A 15,494-nucleotide genomic window follows, 5' to 3' on the forward strand; every position below is an offset into this window, starting at 1 on the left:
GGAGCAGCCCGAGGCGGTGCACAGCCCTCGGCTATGAACGGTCGCCCACGCCGCGGCAGCCGACACCGACGGCCGCCCGCCGGTCTCCCTCGGCATCACGTTACCGGTGCTCGGGGTTCTCGTAGTCGCGGCGGCAGCCGGCGTCCCAGGCGGTGCGCTGGTTGCCGTAGGCGGGGATGCCGCCGAGGTCCTTCAGCGCCCGGGCCAGGTGCAGCAGGTTCCAGGTCATGAAGGTGGTGTTGCGGTTGGTGAAGTCGTTCTCCGGCCCGCCCGAGCCCGGATCGAGGTACGAGGGGCCCGGGCCCGCCTCGCCGATCCAGCCGGCGTCCGCCTGGGGCGGGATGGTGTACCCCAGGTGCTGGAGGCTGTAGAGGACGTTCATGGCACAGTGCTTGACGCCGTCCTCGTTACCGGTGATCAGGCAGCCGCCGACGCGGCCGTAGTAGGCGTACTGTCCCGCGTCGTTGAGCAGGCTGGAGCAGGCGTAGAGGCGCTCGATCACCTGCTTCGTCACGGAGCTGTTGTCGCCCAGCCAGATGGGGCCGGCCAGCACCAGGATGTCGGCCGCCATGACCTGCCGGTACAGCTCGGGCCAGGCGTCCGTCTCCCAGCCGTGCTCCCGCATGTCGGGCCACACACCGGTCGCGATGTCGTGGTCCACCGCCCGTACGACATCCACGTGCACGCCCTGCGCGTCCATGATGGCGGTGCTGCGGTCGATCAGTCCCTGGGTGTTGCTCTTCTCCGGCGAGCGTTTGAGGGTGCAGTTGATCACCAGCGCACGCAGGTCGTCGTACCGGGCCGGCGGTGCGTCGGTGTCGGGCGACGAAGGGGTCACACGGTCCTCCCGGAGTTCCGCCGCCGCTTTGTGCACGGCGGTTCGTTCTCACTTCGCCAGCGTGCGGTCCGACCGCGGCAGCCGCCACCACAACGCCTCCGAACAGCCACAGCGGTCCACGCCCGGTCGGCGGCGGACGAGTGGCCCGGGCAGCCAGGTGTACCTACGTTCGCCTCATGGGCACCGAAGGCGCGACCAGGTCGCGGACCACGGCAGCAGCGGACGACGTCGCACACCTGCTGGTGCGCTGTCTGCGAGCCGAAGGCGTCGAGTACGTCTTCGGGATCCCCGGCGAGGAGAACATCCGCTTCGTCGACGCCCTGAGTGGCTCCGGGATCCGGTACGTGCTGGTGCGCCACGAGCAGGCCGCCTCGTTCATGGCCGAGATCTACGGACGACTGACCGGCCGGGCCGGGGTGTGTTCGGCCACTCTGGGCCCCGGCGCGATCAACCTGCTGCTCGGCACCGCCGATGCCATGACCAACAGCGCACCGATGGTGGCCCTGGCCGCCCAGGGCTCGCTGCGCCGCACCCACAAGGAGTCGCATCAAGTCATCGATCTGGTATCGATGTTCGCCCCCGTCACCCAGTGGGCAGCCCGCGTGGAGTGCCCTGACGCGGTGCCGGAGATGACACGCAAGGCTTTCAAGATCGCGCAGAGCGAGCGCCCCGGTGCCGTGTTCCTGGCCGTGCCCGAGGACATCGAAGCGGAGCGGCCCGCCGAGCACGTGGCGCCCCTGCAGATCGACACAGTGCACGCCGACGCGCCGTCGCTCACGCAGATCGCGCGGGCGGTCGAGGTGCTCACCACGGCACGGCGTCCTGTCGTGCTGGCAGGCCATGGCGCCGCGAGAGCCCGGGCCTCGGAGGCTCTCGTGCGGTTCGCCGAACGACTGAACATCCCGGTCGCGACCACCTTCCACGGCAAAGGCGTCTTCCCCGACGACCATCCGAACGCCCTCGGCGCGGTCGGCTTCATGCACCACGACTACAGCAACTTCGGCTTCGACACCGCCGACGTGGTGATCTGCGTCGGCTACGAGATCCAGGAATTCGACCCCACCAAGATCAACCCCAACGGCGACAAGCGCATCGTGCACGTACACCGCTTCCCCTCCGAGGTGGACGCACATTACCCGGTCGCAGTGGGCATCGAGGGCGACCTGTCGCAGGCGCTGGACGCACTCGCTTCGGCACTGCCCGAAGGCTTCACCTACGACTCGGAAAGCAGCGTGAAGATCCGTGCGCTGCTCGACGACGAACTCGCGTACGGGCGTGACAACGACGCGTTCCCGCTGGTGCCCCAGCGTGTGGTGAGCGATGTCCGGACCGCACTGGACCGCCACGACATCGTGCTCGCCGACACCGGCGCCGGGAAGATGTGGATGTCCCGCCTCTACCCCACCTACGAACCGGACACCTGCCTGGTCTCCAACGGCTTGTCCACCATGGGCTTCGCACTGCCGGGCGCCCTCGCCGCCAAACTGGCCCGCCCCGACCGGCGCGTCCTGGCCATGATGGGCGACGGCTCCTTCCTGATGAACTCCCAGGAACTCGAGACCGCCGTCCGCGAACACATCCCCCTGATCGTCCTCGTCCTGGTGGACGAGGAGTACGGGCTGATCACCTGGAAGATGGAACTCGAACTCGGCCGCCACAGCCACACCCGCTTCACCAACCCGGACCTGGTCGCCTACGCCGAAAGCTTCGGCGCACACGGCTACCAGGTCGAGTCCGCCGACCAGCTGCTGCCCGCATTGCGCCGCGCCCTCGACGACGAAGGCGTCTCCGTGATCGCCTGCCCCGTCGACTACACCGAGAACCTGCGCCTGACCGACCGACTCGGCAGCCTCAGCGGACCGTTCTGACCCGCCGGCCCAGGTTCTCGGCACCCGAGCCGTCCAGCCACTCTTCGAATGGACCACATGTCCGGCCACTAGCTGCATAGGTTCGACACCAATGCGGCTGAGACCACGAGCGACCTCTGCCGAGGATCCCGAGGTCGACACAGATGCCTGCTTTGGGTTTCCGGCCCGTACCTCCCGGTCGGCCGGACTGAGTGAGAGGACAAGGATCTGCTGTGAAGGCGTGCGGAGTGTCCGGGGCAGAGAAGGAAGTCGCCCTGCTGGAGTTGCCCGAACCGTCATCTCCCGGGCCGGGTCAGATCCTGGTGTCGGTTGAGGCGGCCGGGGTCGGACCGTGGGACGAACTGCTGAACGGCGCCGGCTGGGACGTGGGGCTGCGCCCGCCGGCGGCGCTGGGAGTGGAGGGCGCGGGCGAGGTGCTGGCCGTCGGCGCCGGTGTCACCGGGTTTGCCGTGGGCGACCGGGTGCTCGCACACGAGGCCCCGCTGCCCGGGGGAAGCGGCTTCTGGGCCGAACGCGTTCTGATCAACGCGGATCACACGGCAGCCTGCCCACCCGGGCTGGACGCCGTGCACGCGGCGGCGCTGCCGGTCAACGGACTCACCGCGGTACAGGCCCTGGAGAAGCTGGACCTCAGCCGAGGACAGCGCCTCCTGATCACCAACGGAGGCGGGGCCACCGGAGCCCTGGCCATCCAGCTCGCCGCGGCCAAGGGCATCGAGGTGACCGCGACCGCGTCTGCTGCCGCCGCACAGCGCCTGCTCGGTCTGGGAGCGAGGGAGGTCGTCGACTACCACGACCCGAACTGGCCGGCCACGGCACGCGGCGGGTTCGACGCCGCCCTCACCATCGCCACCGGCACGGCGGACGCCGCCCTGCCTTTGGTCCGGGACGGCGGCCGACTGTGCTCCCTGACCTCGGACGCGCCTGCGGAGGAACGAGGCATCACGAGTGGGGACCTCTACGTCGAGCCCAACGCCGCGCAGCTTGTCCGGCTGGCGGAGCAGGCCGCCGCGGGAACCTTGAAACTCGCACCGGAGCCCCTGCCGCTGAGCGAGGGACCGGCGGCGTTCGCCCGGGTGGTCACCGGACGGGCCGGCGGTAAGAAGATCGTGCTCACCCGAGCATGACCCGACCGGGCACCGCCCGATCCCAATGCTGGGCCACGGTGCCCGCCAGGCGCGATCGAGAAGTCGTCAGGCCGAGGGTCGGCGACCGAGGAGGTGCTGGCGAGGTTGCCCACGCCGGGGCCCGGGCCGCGGCCGCCACGGCAGGGCCTGAGCCACACCGCCAAGCTTGGCGTTCAGCGCCTGGGAAACCGTCGTGCTGATGTCCGCCGGTCCACGCAGCGGATGGCGCCGTTGCCCGGCTCGAGCAAGCAGCGTGGTCACCGAGACCGGCGCCGACTGGCGCACCTGGCTTCCCGGCCCCCGCTCGGAGACGAGCGAGCCCGCAGCCGCCCCGGCGACCCAAACCATCACCGGCACCCTCAGCCTCCCCACTAGTCCTGGCAGCTACTTCCTCGGTCTGTTGCTGCCCCGCCCGACCACCTCCGCCGGGGCCTACGCGGTCCGCTGCGCCAACGCCGGCGTCTGGTTCAACCCACACCTGAACGGCGTGAACATCCTGGCCGCCATCACCCTGTGATCCGCGAGAGGACGGCGTCCGGTCGGGTGACCGGACCGTCTTCGCCCACGGCAGTCGGCGTAGGCTCGGTGCCGGTGATGTCGGTGACTGAGGAACCCTCACTACCGCCGTGCCTCACCGTCCCTGCCGCGCTCTGTCCGAACGACTCCGGCCAGGTGGGCCTTGCTCGGCACCCCTGAGCTTCGAGCGCGAAGTGCAGGTACGGCTCTGGCAGGGCGATGCCAAGGATGAGGCAGGCGACAGCCGAGCCGTCGAGGGTCAGGCCGATGACTGCGCCGAAGAACGGGTCCCCGAGGCCTCCGGGAATCCAGATCGGGCCGGTCGTGGTGCCCTCGGGCCGGCCGGTCCGTCGTTCCACCGGTTCCAGCACCAGAGGCCTCGCGGGCAGCAACGCGACCCCGCGCGACCGCGAGGAGCAGTGTGCGGTCGAGGGTGAGGAGGCCGGCCAGCGACATGACTCGGATCTCCTGGCGCCGTCGTGCCGCGCAGACGGGCAAGAACGCACAGCCGATCGCCAAGACCGGCAACAGTCACACCCGACGGCCATTGGCGCGGGATGAGGTATCCCGGTGGGGGCGGTCTGACCGCGCCGGAACAGGCCCGGCGGGAGCGGGTGCGGTTCCAGGCCCACGAGATGTTTGCTGCGGGGTTTGAAGCCACCGCGAGTGGCGCGGGCCTTACGGGTGTCGCGGAAGTCCGCGTACGCCTGGCACACGGCCTGGCGTGAGGGCCGGGATAGACGCGTTACGCTCCAAGGGACCTTCGGGGGTGCCCACGTTGGGCGAAGGCCGCGCCCATGAACGCCGGTCCGGCCGGCCCGAGGGCGACCGGATACATTGCGCGAGACGGCAGCTTGGTCAGGGAGGGGAAGCGTGACCGACACCAGCAGCACCCGGCCCACTGAGGGTGAGGCGCAAGCTCCGCGGCAGAGCCGACTGCACCGCCTGATGCGCTACATCCCCCTGATCGCCCCCGTCCTGCTGTGGGCCGTGCCCTGCTGGGTGCTCCTGTACAGCGGCCAGCACTGGCCGCTGCCCGTCACGCTGGTCGGCACCGCCCTCTTCATCCTCGGCCTCATCGGTATGCCACTCGCGATGGCGCGCGGCCACGGCCGGCGCCAGCAGGACCGGGCGGCGATCGTCGGTGACACCCTGCTGGGCACCAGCTGGGTTCTGTTCACCTGGTCCATTCTGCTCGGCGTCCCATTGCGCCTCGTCCTGACCGTGGCCGGCGTCGGCGAGAGTCAGGACCGGGCCCGAACCGTCACGTGGGCCGTACTCGGCATAACCGCCGCACTACTCGCCTGGGGGTACGCCGAAGCCCGCCGCGTACCACGCGTACGCCGACTCGACGTGCAACTCCCACGGCTGGGTGCCGGGTTGGACGGCACGCGCGTCGTCCTCATCACCGACACCCACTACGGCCCACTCGATCGCGCCCGCTGGTCGGCGCGGGTGTGCGAGACGGTCAACACCCTGGAAGCCGACCTGGTCTGCCACACCGGCGACATCGCGGACGGCACGGCCGAACGCCGCCGCGCCCAGGCCGCCCCACTCGCAACCGTGCGGGCCACCCGGGCCCGGGTCTACGTCACCGGCAACCACGAGTACTACAGCGAGGCCCAGGGCTGGGTCGACCTCATGGACGAGCTGGGCTGGGAGCCGCTGCGCAACCGCCATCTGCTGCTCGAACGCGGAGGCGACACCCTCGTGGTCGCCGGCGTGGACGACGTCACCGCCGAGTCCTCCGGCCTGGCAGGCCACGGCGCCCATCTCGCCGGAGCCCTGGACGGCGCCGACCCCGACCACCCCGTCCTGCTCCTGGCCCACCAGCCCAAGTTCATCGACCGGGCAGCAGCCGCCGGCATCGACCTCCAGCTCTCCGGCCACACCCACGGCGGCCAGATCTGGCCCTTCCACCACCTCGTCCGCATCGACCAGCCCGCCCTCGCCGGCCTCAGCCACCACGGCACCCGCACCCTCCTCTACACCAGCCGCGGCACCGGCTTCTGGGGCCCGCCCTTCCGCGTCTTCGCCCCCAGCGAGATCACCCTGCTCGTACTCCGCTCCCCACGCCTGCCCACCTCGCCGTAACGCTGGGCGGCCCAACACATCCGCTTGAAGCCGTCCACGAGCCGAGGGATGCGGCGCCGACAGATGACCAGGCCCGTCTCGCCGAGGACAAGATCCGGACCATTCCCGGGCCGACGGCTCCAACGAGCCACATTGCGACATGTCTCCTCGATGGACTTGTGACCCATCCATTCCGCCACATCGGTGCCGGCCGGGCGCTGGGGGCAAGTACTGGTTCCACCTCGGCTTACCCACTCCGAGGGGCGCTCTGGTCCTTGAGCGCGTCGGCGGATCGCCCGGCGTTGGGGGAAGCGATCCGCCTTGAAGTACGGGTGGTCGACGACCTGTCGTTTCCCAACACAGGTGAGTACGGGTACTCATGTGCCCCCTGCCCGCTTGGGCGCAGAGTGCCAGAGCGCACCCTCGGTAGGTGCTGAGGGGGGAGACAGAACGTTATGACAGGATCGCGCAGGGCCGTATGGGGCACGGTTGCCACCATGGTCGTGTTGGCTCTCTCCGCCTGCTCGTCCCAGGACGGCGCCACGAGCCCGGAAGAAGTCCGCAAGCTCGCCGGCAGTGCTCGAGCAGTACATGCTCGGCAGGCCGCACAAGACCGCCTTCGACAGGTGGTACAGGCGTACGCCAACGACACTCCGCTCGGAGCGGGCATGGTCGTCCTGCGCGACACCTGTTTCGGTGGCACAGCGAAGCAGTGGCTCGAGTCAAACGGCGACGACGCCTACAAGATCCGCTGTTCGATGCGGGTCAGCGCATACTACGGAGTCGACCCGAAGCGGATCGGCCCGGTGCTCGACGGCATACTCGCCGCCGGCGACCGATCCCAGTCCCTCATCGCATTCGGTCACGACTACTACCGCAGCCACCTCGTCGGTTACTACCGGAGGGACGGTCCCAATCCGTCCGGCCCGCATGCCCCGGAGCCGACCCAGCTGTTCGACGCTTCACAGACGCTTTCCTGGGATCCGGTGCATGACCGCAATCCCCGTCGTCTCGTCGAGGAGCCTGAGCAATGCCCGAAGAACGACCCTCCTGTGACACGTTGCCTGCGTGAGCCCGAATCGGGATCGGTCGCGGGTATCCGCAAGCGGCACGGCATGGTGTTCAAGCTGGAGCTCGGCTCCACCGAGTACTACGAAGTCGCCAAGGACGGCCATGTCGTCATGGATTGACCCTGCACTGCCACCGCAGAAGGCACCGCATGCCGTCAGAACGCGCGCAGTGCGTCGACGGCGATGCGCGCGGCCGTACCGATGACGGCATCGGCGGCGGGGAGGGTGGCGGCCGTGTTGGCGGTTCTGGTGAAAACGGCGACGGCGTAGCGGCCGCCGTCGGGGTATTCGACGACGCCCACCTCGTTGCGCACCGTCGGCAAGGTGCCGGTCTTGCCGGCGACATGGACGTCGTCGAAGGGAAAGCCGGACGCCAGGCGGTGTGGCCAGACCTGCAGGCCGAGGAGGCGGCGGATGGAGGCGCCGTGTTCGGGGGCGCAGGCCTCGTCGCGCCATACCGCGCCGAGCAGCCGGGTCATGTCGCGCGGGACGCTGCGGTTGGTGCGGTCCGGGTCGAGCGCCCTGAGGCGGGTGATGACGTGGGGGTCCGCCAGGGCCTGGGCGCCGCCGGGTCCGGCGTCTTCGCGGATGGTGGCGAAGAGCTCCCCGAAGGTGTGCACGGCATGCGTACGGGTGAGGCCGAGGCGAGCCGTGGTGCGGTTGACGGCGTCGAGGCCGACGCGCCGCAGCAGCAGGTCGGCGGAGGCGTTGTCGCTGACGGCCATCATCAGGTACGCCACATCGCGCAGGGACATGCGAACCGGGTCGAGCATGGCGGCCAGTCCGGTCGGGCCCGCGGTGCGGCCGGCCGGCTCGCAGTCGATCTGCTCGCCGAGATCCAGGTGGGCCGTCGCGGCCAGTTCGTGGAGTGTCACGAGCAGGCAGAGCTTGTGGACGCTGGCGGTGCAGACCGGCTGGTCCGCGCCGACGTCGATCTGTGCGCCGGAGTCGATGTCGAGGGCGTGCAGCCGGCCGGTGACACCGGCTTCGGCGAAGGCCGCGCGAATGCGGCCAGGGATGTCGGTCACAGCCAGTACTCCGATGCCGGGCGAAGGTGCAACGGCCGCGAGGGTACGTCGCCGGTGGCGCCGGCCGTCGCGCGCAGGGCATGCGTGGCCGCCTCCGTGAAGGCGCTGACGGCGGCGTCGCCGCGCCCCTTGGGCCAGGCGACGGAGTGCCGCCAGGCCAGCGGGGCGCCGGCGAGCGGACGCCACACAACGCCTGCGTCGATGCCGACGGCGAGGTCCGCGTGCCGGTCGCGTGCCTCCGGGGGCTGGGCGTCGCGCGGGCCGAACGCGACAGCGTTGGCGGACAGGACCAGGCCGCGGACGAAGCTGGCACCCTGACCGTGCCGGACTGCGGCGGGGGTGTAACCGTTGCGGGCGCAAGCGGTCAGCAGGTCGTCGTACAGCGCCGGAGCCGCGGCACGGGGGAAGAGGATCAGATCGTAGCCCGCGAGTGAGGCGAGCGGTACCTCGTCGAGTTCGGCCGCCTCGGCGTCGCGCGGCAACAGCACACCCAGCTCGCGACGGAGAACCGGGCCGAGCTCCAGACCGGAGACATCGCAGGGATGGTGGACGATCCCGACGTCCAGGTCGTGTGACGCGAACCGGGCGAGCTGCTGGGTGGTGGTGAGCTCCAGTAGCTCCAACTCCAGTCCCTCATGACGGCGTTGGAAGTCCGTGAGCAGCGCGGCGACGGTCTCGCCGGGAATGTCGGGCGACAGCGCCGCTCGTAGGAGCCCGGTCTCGCCGTCCCGAATGCGGCGCGCGGTGGCCATGAACACCTCGGAGCGGGCCAGCAGTTCACGGGCCTCCGCCAACAGCAGCGTCCCCGCTTCGGTGATGGTCACCTGTCGGCTGCTGCGCTCGAACAACCGGACTTCCAGCTCCCGTTCCAGGCGCTGGATGCGCTGCGACAACGGCGGCTGGGCCATGCCCAGTCGAGTCGCGGCACGGCCGAAGTGTGACTCTTCTGCAACAGCCACGAAGCACTCCAGGTGCCGTAACAGGTCCACGAGCAGCAACCATATCGGATGTTGATCGATCCGAGTTCGATACGAGTCTTGGACAGACACCGCGAGGCATTGCTCTCCTCGGGCTACGGATTCCCCACGCGGGGAGACCGGCAACTGCCCACAGAGACAGGACCAGACGATGTCCGAACCCGAACACGCCACCACGATCACCAGCCGCCGGAGGCCGCGCAAGACGTTACGGGCCGGCACCGCGACAGCTGTGGTGACAGCGGTCGTCGCGGGCGCGGCATACGCAGCCGGCCTCGGTCCCTTCGCCCGCGGCACAGCCTCCGGTTCCGGCCCCGCCCCGGCGGCCGTAGCCCAAGCCCGCGCCTTCCTCGCCGACTGGGCCGCAGGACGCTTGCCGAACGCGGCCGGCCGCACCAACCGACCCGGTACGGCGCAGGAGGTGCTGAGCAACTTCACCAAGGGCCTCGACATAGGCAGACCCGCGCTGACGGCTGAGGCGCCCGCCGAGGGCGGGGACGGCAACGTCAGCGTCCCCTTCACGGCGCGGATGCCCATAGCCGGTCTGGGCACCTGGACCTACAAGTCGAAACTGTCACTCAGCGAGCAGGAAAAGGGCGGATGGAAGGTGAACTGGACACTCAGCCTCGTCCACCCGCACCTGAGCGACACGGCGAAGTTCCACCTGGAGCGCGGGGGCGCGGATCCGGCCCCGGTTGTCGACCGGAACGGAAAAACCCTCTCGATCGACGCCCACCCGTCCGTGCGCCCCGTCCTGGCCCAAGTCGCCTCCGGCGGGGGTGGTTCCGGTTCCGGCCCGCGAGGTGCGATCCAGCTCGTCGACCGGGCCACGGGGGAGGTCGAGCGTACGGAGGCCACCTTCGGCGGCCAGGGCGACACGTCGGCCGGCCGAACCGTCCACACCACGCTCGACGTCACCTGGCAGTCCGCCGCGGAGAAGGCTCTCGCGGCCCACGCCGACGGCAAGAACGCCTCGCTGGTCGCACTCCGGATCGACAACGGGCAGATCCTGGCCATGGCCAACTCCCCGTCGTCCGGCTTCAACCGCGCCGTTTCCGGCACCTATGCGCCAGGCTCCACATGGAAGATCGTCACAAGCAGCGCCCTGCTGCTCAAGGACGCCGTGGCGCCTGGGGACATCGTCGACTGTCCGAAGTACCTCACGGTCGGAAAGCAGTTCCACAACGTGGAGACCTCCGAACACCGCAACGCTACTTTCCTGAGGGACTTCGCGGAGTCGTGCAACACCGCCTTCATCGGCCTGCGGGGCAAGCTCGGTGACCAGGAGCTGGGCGACGTCGCCCGCAAGTACTTCGGCGTCGGCCAGGACTGGCACGTCGGCATCCCCTCCTACGACGGCTCGGTACCGGCTCCGAAGGACGAGACCGAGAAGGCCGCCTCGGTGATCGGCCAGGGCAGGATCCAGGCCAACCCGCTGATCATGGCTTCCGTCACCGCGACCGCCGTCTCCGGTACCTTCCATCAGCCCACGATCAAGGGCGACGCCAAGGACACGACCACCACTGCCGCACTCCCCGGCAAAGTCGTCACGCGACTGCGCGAGATGATGCGCACCACCGTCACCGACGGCACGGCGAGAAGCCTGTCCGACCTCTCGGGCGACATCGGCGCGAAGACCGGTACCGCGGAGGTCTCCGACGGCGAGCCCAACAACGGATGGCTCGTCGCCTACCGCGGCAACGTGGCCGTGGCGTGCGTCGTGGAACAGGGAATCACCGGCGGCGGCTCCGCCGGCCCCATCCTCCACAGCCTGCTGGCCGCTGTTCCCGCCGATGCCTCCTGAGGGAGCCGCGAGCACGCGACAGCCACGGGCAACGACGCCAGATCCGCCCGGCGCAACGGGCCATGAGCCGGAGTCGTCGGCCACTTTCACGGCCGGCCTCGGCAGCGGAGGCGAGTGACCTCTCCTGGCCGCAGCGCCGCGACCGAGCCTGACGGCCTCCTCATCCGCGGGCTGCGGCGACCGCCTCGTCGAAGGCCCGCTCCATGTCGATCGTGCCGCCGCTGCGCACCCAGGCTTCCGTTGCGGCCTCCAGGCAGGCCAGGGCGCAGGCGGCGAGCGCGCGGGCCCGCAGCTCGTTCATGGGGTCCGCGGTTGCGCCGAGGCGCCGCACGATGTCCGGGACGAGCAGGTCCGTCCACTGCTGGCGCTTCTCCAGTTGGCGCGCCCGGAGGGAGGGCGAGGCGTGCAGCATGCTGGTGATCTTGAGGAAGTCCTCAGGTGAGTAAGGGAGCGACTCGTAGAGTGCCTTGAGGGCCGCCCGGAGAGCTTCCCAGGGCGGTTCGCCGGCGGGACGCGCTTCCAGTGCGGTCCGCAGGGCCTCGCCGTGGTCGGCGTGGTCGCCGAGCACGATGTCCTCTTTGGTGCCGAAGTAGCGGAACAGCGAGCGTCGCGAGATGCCGATCTCGTTCGCGATCTGCTCCATGGTGGTGGCTTCGAATCCGTGCTCGAGGAACAGCCGCATCGCAGTGGTGACGATCTCGGCCTGCACAGCTCGCCGGGTGCGCTCCCGCAGTCCCGGTCCCGCCGGATTGCCCGCGCGATGGTCCATGACTCCGTAGCCTACCGCGTTCTGCACTCGGTACCAGTCTGGCACTGTGTGACAGATTCGGCGTACAGTGCCAGAGCAGTGTCATCGCCGAGAGTGTCCACCGCTTCCCGGGAGCAGCCCATGAGCACCGTCGACTACCACGGCCAGACCACCCTCATCACCGGCGCCAGCGCCGGAATCGGCGCCGAGTTCGCCCGGCAGATGGCCGCGCGGGGCTCAGACGTCATTCTCGTGGCCCGCCGCGCGGAACGGCTGGAGACGCTGGCCGCCGAACTCACTACGGCTCACGGCGTACGGGCCGCAGTCATCCCCCTCGACCTCGGCCTGCCCGCCGCGGGGCAGACCCTCGCCGAGGAGGTGGCGCGCCGCGGTCTGGAGGTGACCAGTGTCGTGAACAACGCCGGCTTCGGTACCTTCGGCCCGTTCCACACCGAGGACCCCAAGCGGCTCGGCCAGGAGATCAGCGTCGACGTCGCGGCCGTCGTCGACATCAGCCGGGCATTCATCGAGCCGCTGCGGACCGCCGGCACCGGAGTGCTGGTCAACGTCGCGAGCATGGCCGCGTACTTCCCCACCCCGAACATGGCCGTCTACGCGGCGGCCAAGGCGTTCGTGCTGAACTTCACCGAGGCCCTCTGGCATGAATCCCGCGGGACCGGGCTGCGCGTGCTCGCGCTGTCGCCCGGAGCGACCAGCACCGAGTTCTTCGACGTCGTCGGCACGGACGCGGCCGACGGCGACAGCAAGCGCCAGTCCCCGCAGGAGGTCGTTGCCACGGCACTGCGAACGCTCGACCGCCGCACCCCACCGCCGAGCGTCATCTCCGGCCGCCTCAACCGCGCGATGGCGACCCTGGCCCGCGCGGCCAGCCGACGCCGCACGGTCCAGTTCATGGGATCCACGACCTCCGCCCACCAGCCGGCGCGGTGACCGCGCACACCGACGAGCTGCCGCGCTGCGACGTCATCCGGCCGGCAGCAACTCCGCTCCGCGGCTCCAACCGGAGCGGATGGCATCTCCCGGAACGCCCGTCGCCCGGCGCCGGGAACGGCTCGACGAAGTGGCCGCCGAACTCATCGCGGCCCACGGCGTGCACGGCATGGTCATACCGCTCGACCCGAGCCTGCCCGCCACCGGGTGGACCCTCGCATGAACCGCACAGTGGTGGTCAGGCGCCTTCGGGATCCAGCTCGAACGTGAAATAGATGCTCAGGCAGTAGGGCTCGGCCTCGCCGGGGAGGAAGTCCCATGACACGTCCGACAGCCGGATTTCTTGGTCCCGCACCCACTCATGGGCCTTCTTGAAAGCTTCCGCGGCGGTTGTGGCCAGGAACAGCTTCCTGGCCATGGGATGCACTCCGGTCTCGGCTTCCGAGTCGTCGAAACCCTCCGGAACGTCTAGGCAGAAGTCGGGATGCAGCACCATGAAGTGCGCCCTTTCCAGTCGGTTTGCGAGTACGAACGGTCAGAGGCCGATCCTCTGGGCTCGACGCCCGGGAAGACCGCCGCACACCCAGGAAGGGTTGCTTCCGCCGACCTGCGCATCCGCCGGTGGGGTGTGACCGCCACCCGACCGGCCCCGTGGTCAGCGTTGGTCGGCCGGTTCCCGGGGGCGTGTGCGCGCAGAGGGTTCTGCCGGCGAACTCCGCCAGGCGTGCCCGCATCTCGTCGCGAGGCAGACCCTGCTCGCCGGCCAGGTGGGCGACCAGGTCGGCGCGGGTGGCGGCGAGCAGGGCATGCGCGGTGAAGTCGGCGGAATCGGTGCCGGTCAGGCCCGGAACGCGGCCCAGCAGCTCACGGAGCAGCGCATGCCATCGCTCGTAGTGCTCCGTGCGGTACGGGCTGTCGGCGCCGGCCTGTTCGGCCGGCCCGGACCGCCATCGCCGAGGTGCCCTGGGCGTGCCCCTCGTCCGGGGCGGGCGGTCAGCGCACTCCGTCCCACAGGGCTCGCAGGTGCTCGCGAGGGGCGCGGGCGAGGGTGGGCGTCGCGCCGAAGAGGCGAACGGTGCGTTCGGGTTCGCGGTAGGCGGGCCAGCCGGGGTCGCCGGTGGTGGCGAAGGCGACCCAGGCGGCGTGCATGCTGTCGGCGATGTGCTGCGGAGGCGTGTCGCCGAGCAGGGCTGCGAAGCCGGGGTCGGCCAGGTTGTCGAAGACGAACGGGACGTCGGCCGCATGGCAGGCACCGAGGCCTCCGCCAAGGGCAGGGGACTGCCAGGCGAACTCGTAGACGAACGCGCGGGCGCCCCGGCCTGCCCGGGCCTCGGCCAGACGCAGGGCGGGGAGCCGGTAGAACCAGTCCGTGGCGATCTCGGCGAACAGGTCGCCCGCAGTCGCGCCGGGGAAGGCCGCGCGGTAGGCGAGCACCCCCTGTGGCGGCAGACCGTAGGCCGCTGCCGTGCTGTCCAGGAGGTCGTCGGTCACCAGCTGTGCCAGGCCGGTGGGCACGGTGAACAGACGGAACTCGTCCCGGGTGCAGCCCACCAGCACCTCGACGTCCGCGGCCGTACCGTCCGCGATCGCCTCGATGGGTGGGTGCGGCAGGGTGCCGCCGTCGACGACCGGTTCGAAGGGCATCAGATTGAGAGCGGCCTCGCCCCACAGTGCCGGGTCCGGGCGCGCCGAGATCTCCGCGCGCAGTCGCTGCTGCGCGGCCAGCAGCCGCTGCGGTGCCACGGCGGCGAGGTCCGCACGGGTGGGCGGCACCCCGAGCAGGGCGGCCAGCCGGCTCCCGACCCGTGCTGCGGAACCGGGGGACAGCACGTGATGGGCTGCTCCGCTCTGCAGTACGGCGCGGTGGAAGAGGCCCTTGGCCGCGGGCATGGCGAGCAGCGCACCGATGCTCATGGCACCGGCCGACTGGCCGAAGACGGTGACGCGATCGGGGTCGCCGCCGAAGGAGGCGATGGTGTCGCGCACCCATTCCAGGGCGGCGATCTGATCCAGCAGACCGAGGTTGGCCGGGGCGGTGTCCTCGGGGCCCAGGTAGAGGAAACCGTGCGCTCCCAGGCGGTAGTTCAGCGTCACCAGCACCACGCCATCGCGGGCGAACGCGGTGCCGTCGTAACCGGGGACGGAGCCCGAGCCGTTGCTGAACGCGCCGCCGTGGAGCCAGACCATGACGGGCAGCCGTCCCGCGGGGTCGGGGGTCCAGACGTTGAGGTTGAGGAAGTCCTCGCCCGGGATGTCGACCTCGGGGATGAGCCGGTCCATCGGTGGGAGGTACGGAGCCTTGGGCGCGGTGGGGCCATGGGCGTCGGCGTCGCGTATCCCGTCCCATGCGGCCGGCGGGCGGGGCGGAGCGAAGCGGAGCGGTCCGGTCGGGGCCGCGGCGTACGGAATGTTCTTGAAGCAGGCGGTGCCGTCCGGACCAGTGGTGCCGCGGACGGCACCGTGCCGGGTGACGAGGACCGGTCGCATGGTTGCT

The 15,494-nt window shown here is 70.3% G+C and carries 14 protein-coding genes and 1 pseudogene; 9 read left to right on the plus strand and 6 right to left on the minus strand.

Annotated features, from left to right (window positions below):
* Positions 1-100: 100 nt before the first annotated feature.
* Positions 101-838: a flavodoxin family protein gene (locus BFF78_RS05425; protein WP_069783398.1), complete on the minus strand. Its 738-nt coding sequence runs from the start codon at positions 836-838 to the stop codon at positions 101-103.
* 176 nt (positions 839-1,014) lie between these two features.
* Here BFF78_RS05425 and BFF78_RS05430 point away from each other — a divergent pair, with 176 nt between their 5' ends.
* The 6 genes and pseudogenes from BFF78_RS05430 to BFF78_RS05455 all read left to right on the plus strand — a co-directional run bounded on the left by BFF78_RS05430 (position 1,015) and on the right by BFF78_RS05455 (position 7,612).
* Complete coding sequence (locus BFF78_RS05430; RefSeq protein ID WP_069777214.1) at positions 1,015-2,706, plus strand: acetolactate synthase large subunit; 1,692 nt, start codon at positions 1,015-1,017, stop codon at positions 2,704-2,706.
* A gap of 227 nt (positions 2,707-2,933) precedes the next feature.
* On the plus strand, positions 2,934-3,833 hold the full coding sequence (locus BFF78_RS05435) for an NADP-dependent oxidoreductase (RefSeq protein ID WP_159032945.1): 900 nt from the start codon (positions 2,934-2,936) through the stop codon (positions 3,831-3,833).
* 253 nt (positions 3,834-4,086) lie between these two features.
* Complete coding sequence (locus tag BFF78_RS05440; protein ID WP_069777216.1) at positions 4,087-4,350, plus strand: hypothetical protein; 264 nt, start codon at positions 4,087-4,089, stop codon at positions 4,348-4,350.
* A 556-nt stretch (positions 4,351-4,906) separates the two neighbouring features.
* Positions 4,907-5,127, plus strand: a pseudogene (locus tag BFF78_RS50480) (helix-turn-helix domain-containing protein); the annotation flags it as partial.
* 95 nt (positions 5,128-5,222) lie between these two features.
* Entirely contained in the window at positions 5,223-6,443 is a 1,221-nt protein-coding gene (locus tag BFF78_RS05450; RefSeq protein ID WP_069777218.1) for a metallophosphoesterase, read from the plus strand.
* A gap of 476 nt (positions 6,444-6,919) precedes the next feature.
* Positions 6,920-7,612 (plus strand): hypothetical protein, encoded by a 693-nt coding sequence (locus tag BFF78_RS05455; RefSeq protein ID WP_159032946.1) that lies wholly within the window; start codon positions 6,920-6,922, stop codon positions 7,610-7,612.
* Positions 7,613-7,647: 35 nt separating this feature from the next.
* Here the strand turns inward: BFF78_RS05455 and BFF78_RS05460 are convergent, their stop codons facing one another.
* Together BFF78_RS05460 and BFF78_RS05465 are read right to left on the minus strand one after the other, a co-directional pair.
* Positions 7,648-8,520, minus strand: a complete 873-nt coding sequence (locus BFF78_RS05460) for a serine hydrolase (protein WP_069777220.1) — start codon at positions 8,518-8,520, stop codon at positions 7,648-7,650.
* Positions 8,517-9,479, minus strand: a complete 963-nt coding sequence (locus BFF78_RS05465; protein WP_237282543.1) for a LysR family transcriptional regulator — start codon at positions 9,477-9,479, stop codon at positions 8,517-8,519. Before BFF78_RS05465 ends, BFF78_RS05460 begins: the two co-directional genes overlap by 4 nt.
* A 169-nt stretch (positions 9,480-9,648) precedes the next feature.
* Between BFF78_RS05465 and BFF78_RS05470 the strand changes: the two genes are divergently transcribed.
* A complete protein-coding gene (locus BFF78_RS05470; protein WP_069777222.1) occupies positions 9,649-11,301 on the plus strand; it encodes a penicillin-binding transpeptidase domain-containing protein in 1,653 nt (550 codons plus the stop codon).
* Between the two features lie 160 nt (positions 11,302-11,461).
* On the opposite strand, the gene BFF78_RS05475 is transcribed toward BFF78_RS05470, so the two are convergent.
* Positions 11,462-12,070: a TetR/AcrR family transcriptional regulator gene (locus BFF78_RS05475; RefSeq protein ID WP_069777223.1), complete on the minus strand. Its 609-nt coding sequence runs from the start codon at positions 12,068-12,070 to the stop codon at positions 11,462-11,464.
* A gap of 120 nt (positions 12,071-12,190) precedes the next feature.
* On the opposite strand from BFF78_RS05475, the gene BFF78_RS05480 reads away from it, so the two are divergent.
* Both BFF78_RS05480 and BFF78_RS45995 read left to right on the plus strand, forming a co-directional pair.
* Complete coding sequence (locus tag BFF78_RS05480; protein ID WP_069777224.1) at positions 12,191-13,000, plus strand: SDR family NAD(P)-dependent oxidoreductase; 810 nt, start codon at positions 12,191-12,193, stop codon at positions 12,998-13,000.
* A 79-nt stretch (positions 13,001-13,079) separates the two neighbouring features.
* Entirely contained in the window at positions 13,080-13,223 is a 144-nt protein-coding gene (locus BFF78_RS45995) for a hypothetical protein (RefSeq protein WP_159032947.1), read from the plus strand.
* Positions 13,224-13,238: 15 nt separating this feature from the next.
* Here BFF78_RS45995 and BFF78_RS05485 read toward each other — a convergent pair whose 3' ends face one another.
* Together BFF78_RS05485 and BFF78_RS05490 are read right to left on the minus strand one after the other, a co-directional pair.
* The gene (locus tag BFF78_RS05485) at positions 13,239-13,496 is read right to left on the minus strand and encodes a hypothetical protein (RefSeq protein WP_069777225.1); all 258 of its coding nucleotides are present in this window, start codon (positions 13,494-13,496) and stop codon (positions 13,239-13,241) included.
* Positions 13,497-13,993: 497 nt separating this feature from the next.
* Positions 13,994-15,487 (minus strand): carboxylesterase/lipase family protein, encoded by a 1,494-nt coding sequence (locus BFF78_RS05490; protein ID WP_069777226.1) that lies wholly within the window; start codon positions 15,485-15,487, stop codon positions 13,994-13,996.
* Positions 15,488-15,494 lie beyond the last annotated feature (7 nt).

Origin of the sequence: Streptomyces fodineus (assembly GCF_001735805.1) — a bacterium.
Taxonomy (GTDB): domain Bacteria; phylum Actinomycetota; class Actinomycetes; order Streptomycetales; family Streptomycetaceae; genus Streptomyces; species Streptomyces fodineus.

Bases quoted from the DNA above. Each gene is read 5' to 3' on its own strand.
- BFF78_RS05490 (WP_069777226.1), bottom strand. From the start codon at position 15,487: ATGCGACCGGTCCTCGTCACCCGGCACGGTGCCGTCCGCGGCACCACT.
- BFF78_RS05470 (WP_069777222.1), top strand. From the start codon at position 9,649: ATGTCCGAACCCGAACACGCCACCACGATCACCAGCCGCCGGAGGCCG.
- BFF78_RS05475 (WP_069777223.1), bottom strand. From the start codon at position 12,070: ATGGACCATCGCGCGGGCAATCCGGCGGGACCGGGACTGCGGGAGCGC.
- BFF78_RS05455 (WP_159032946.1), top strand. From the start codon at position 6,920: ATGGTCGTGTTGGCTCTCTCCGCCTGCTCGTCCCAGGACGGCGCCACG.
- BFF78_RS05485 (WP_069777225.1), bottom strand. From the start codon at position 13,496: ATGGTGCTGCATCCCGACTTCTGCCTAGACGTTCCGGAGGGTTTCGAC.
- BFF78_RS05480 (WP_069777224.1), top strand. From the start codon at position 12,191: ATGAGCACCGTCGACTACCACGGCCAGACCACCCTCATCACCGGCGCC.
- BFF78_RS05430 (WP_069777214.1), top strand. From the start codon at position 1,015: ATGGGCACCGAAGGCGCGACCAGGTCGCGGACCACGGCAGCAGCGGAC.
- BFF78_RS45995 (WP_159032947.1), top strand. From the start codon at position 13,080: ATGGCATCTCCCGGAACGCCCGTCGCCCGGCGCCGGGAACGGCTCGAC.